The organism is Mycobacterium sp. TH-M103, assembly GCF_057473785.1.
On the sequence record NZ_JBYCLG010000076.1, the window covers coordinates 1 to 3402 of the forward strand.

3 protein-coding genes are annotated in these 3402 nt (G+C 74.8%); all 3 read right to left on the reverse strand.

From position 1 onward, the window contains the following. A partial coding sequence (holA, locus tag AC2VOR_RS04500) for a DNA polymerase III subunit delta (RefSeq protein WP_486963270.1) occupies positions 1 to 710 on the reverse strand: 710 nt, incomplete at its 3' end. Positions 711 to 724: 14 nt separating this feature from the next. Beyond that, positions 725 to 2320, reverse strand: a complete 1596-nt coding sequence (locus tag AC2VOR_RS04505) for a ComEC/Rec2 family competence protein (RefSeq protein ID WP_369737949.1) — start codon at positions 2318 to 2320, stop codon at positions 725 to 727. 16 nt (positions 2321 to 2336) lie between these two features. Beyond that, positions 2337 to 3164, reverse strand: a complete 828-nt coding sequence (locus AC2VOR_RS04510) for a ComEA family DNA-binding protein (RefSeq protein ID WP_369737948.1) — start codon at positions 3162 to 3164, stop codon at positions 2337 to 2339. Positions 3165 to 3402: the final 238 nt, after the last annotated feature.

Genomic DNA, 3402 nt, shown 5'->3' on the forward strand with positions numbered 1-3402 from the left:
CCGATCGCATGCACGGCTTCGGCCAGCGCGTCGGCGAGCACCACCAGCGGCTCACCCCGCATCATCGCCCACCGCAGCGCCTCGGCGGCGCCCGCGACGTCCCCGGCCACGGCCTTGTCGGCGATGTCGAAGCCCTTCACCTCGGCCTTGCCGCTGTGGTAGCGCCGCACCGCGGCGGCGTCGACGGCCCCGCCGGTGTCGGCGACCAGCTGCGAGCAGGCCGAGGCCAGTTCGCGGAGATCGGAGCCGACCGCGTCCAGCAGCGCGGTCACCGTACGTTCGTCGACCTTGGCGCGCAAGGCACGGAACTCCTTGCGGACGAAGTCGACGCGTTCGGCGGCCTTGGTGATCCGCGCGCACGGATGCACCTCGGCACCGAGCGACTGCAGGTCCTTGGCCAGCGCCTTGGCGCGCCCCCCGCCGGAATGCACCACCACCAGCACGGTGCCCGGCGGGAGGTCGGCGGCCGCCGAGGCGATCACCCCGACCGCTTCCTTGCCCGCTTCGGCGGCGGCCTCGAGCACGACGATGCGCTCGTCGGCGAACAGGGACGGGCTCAGCAGCTCGGCGAGCTCGTAGGTACTGACCTCGCCGGCCCGCATCCGGTTGACCGGAACGTCGTTCGTGCCCGCCCATTTGCGCGCCGCCCGCAGCACGTCGGCCACGGCCCGCTCGACCAGCAGATCCTCTTCTCCCAGGACCAGGTGCAACGCCGAAACCTCGCTCACCCCACGATGGTGTCACGGGATTGTGACCAGCGACCGACCAGTCCCGACAGCGACCAGGCCAGCAGGCACAGCACGAGAAGCCCGCCGGCGTATCCGGCCGCCACGCGAAAGCGGCGCCGCTTCCCCAGCAGCACGACCGAGACCGCCAGCATCGCCGTGGCACCGCCGACCACCAGCACCCCCGCCGCGCCGGCCGGCACGGGCACGGTGGCCGCGGGCACCGCGGCCGCCCACCGCGCGACACCCAGGACCCACCACAGCTCGGGTCCGGTGAACCGGATCAGCAGCCGCGCACCGGCCGGCCACAGCGGGTCGAGCACGGCCCCGGCGGTGCCCAGCACGGTGATCGGGGCGATCACCGGGGCCACCACGAGGTTGGCCGCGGCGGCCACCAGGCTGACCCGGCCCGAGATCCCGGCCACCAGCGGGGCCGTCACCGCGTGGGCGGCCCAGGCGACGGCGAACGCGTCCGCCGCCGGCCGGGGCCAGCCTCCGGCGACCAGGCGCCGCGACCAGGCCGGCGCGATCACCACCAGCGCGGCGGTCGCCAGCACCGACAGCGCGAACCCGACGTCGACCGCCAGCTGGGGAGCGAGAGCCACCAGCACCAGCACCGTGGCAGCCAGGGCCGGGACCGCCTGCCGCCGGCGCGACGACAGCATGCCCGCCAACGTGATCGCCCCCATCACCGCCGCCCGCAGCACACTCGCCGTCGGCTGCACGACGATGACGAACGCGACCAGCGCCACCGCGGCAAGCGTGACGGCCGCGCGTGGCCCGAGCAGCCGCGCCGAGAACAGCACCGCCGCGCACACGATGGTGACGTTGGCCCCGGACACCGCCGTCAGATGCGTCATTCCCGCCGCCCGGAATTGGCGGCCGATCTCGGCGGTCACCGCCGAGGTGTCGCCGAGGACAAGGGCAGGCAGCATCGCCCCCTGGGCGGCGGGCAGCGCGTCGCGGGCGGCGGCGGCGAAGCGCATTCGCACGGTGTGAGCCGCCCGCTGCACCGCACCGGCGGTGCCCACGGTCGGCCGGCCCGAGGCGTTGAGCACGGCGACGGTCAAGTCGTGGCGGCCCGGCCGGCCGATGCGGGCGGTGAACCGCACCGGTTGGCCCACCATTACCTCACCGAACTCGGAGGTCCGGGCGAAAACGACCACGCGGCCCGACATGTCGTCGGCCCGCACGCGCACGAGGTCGGCACGGAACATCAGCCGTGCACTCCCGAGCGGCACCGGGCTCTCGGTGGGGGTGACCGTCACCGGGGCGGCCGTCCCGAACGCGGCGGCAATCGGATGGCGCGCCAGCGCGTCGCAGCGCAGGGCGATCGCGAAGCCGAATCCGGTGCCCACGACCGCGACGGCGAGCAGTCCGGTGCTGAACGCCCGCAGCCGCGGATGCGCGCCGGAACGGCCCGCCGCGTAGCAAGCCAACGCGCCCGAGGCCGCCAGCAGCACGACGCCGCACCACGCCAGCGCCCGCCCCACCGGCCACACGATCCCCGCGGCGGTCACCACCCAACCGGTAAGCGCGGCCGGCACCAGGCGGACGTCGAACCGCGCCGGCGCCGTGCCGCCGGGGGTGGGCAATCCGGGCCCGCGTACCTCAGACGCGGACGAGGGCACGCAGCTTCTCCAGCCGTGCCGGGCCGATGCCGTCGACGTCGGCGAGCTGGTCGACGCTGGTGAACTTGCCGTTGGCCTGCCGCCAGGCCACGATCGCGGCGGCGGTGATCGGCCCGACCCCCGGGAGGGTGTCCAGCTGTTCCACGGTTGCGGCGTTGAGGTCGAGCACCTGACCCGGCTTCGCCGGCCCCGATGCCGGCGCCCCCGTGGCCGGGGCCGGGGCCGGGCCGGAGGCCACCGAGCTGCCCAGCGCCGCCGGCCGACCCGGCGCCGGCGCGAGCCCGACCACGATCTGTTCGCCGTCGCCGAGCGGGCGGGCCATGTTCAGCCCGATCGTGTCGGCGCCCGCCACCGCACCACCGGCGGCCTGCAGCGCGTCGGCGATACGCGCGCCCGGTGCCAGGGTGACCAAGCCGGGGGTGTGCACCAGCCCGACCACGCTGACCACCACCGGGTGGTCACCGTCGGCCGGCCCGCCGGCGCCCGGGCTTGCCGACGAACGGGGACTTGCCGACGACGCCTTCTCCACCGGGGGAAGCTTGGCCGACATCACCGGTGCGGGCCGGTCGCGCACCAACGTGAACACGGTGACCAGCACGGCCAGCGCCGCCACGACCGCCAACGCGATAGCACCGGCCCTGCCCGGATCGGCACGCACCCTGGCCACCCAGCTCGGACCCGGCGACGCCTCGGGAAGCCACCGCGGTAGCAGCGAACTCTGGTCCTCGTCGGCCCCGTCCCCGGAATCGGCGGAGGGGTCGGCGGCGAGTCGTCGGTGCAGTCGCTCGGCGGGAAGATCTGTGCGCATGCGCCGAAAGTAGGCGCGCCGGCCGCCGCGACGGCCGCGCACAACGGCGTCGGCGGCCCCGTCTGTGGATTAACCCGAGGCTGTGTACAACGCCCCCGACGGATGGGTCAAGATGTAAGCCGAGCGACCCCCGCGAACCGGAAACTCCCTGGCAGCGGGTCGCCGCGTTCCCGAAACGACAGGAGGCCGCCATGCAATTGGCGCTGACACCGGAGGAAGCCGCGTTCCGCGACGAACT

What these genes read in the sequence shown, in the direction of transcription:
- AC2VOR_RS04510 (WP_369737948.1), bottom strand. Translation starts at nt 3,164, where the DNA reads ATGCGCACAGATCTTCCCGCCGAGCGACTGCACCGACGACTCGCCGCC.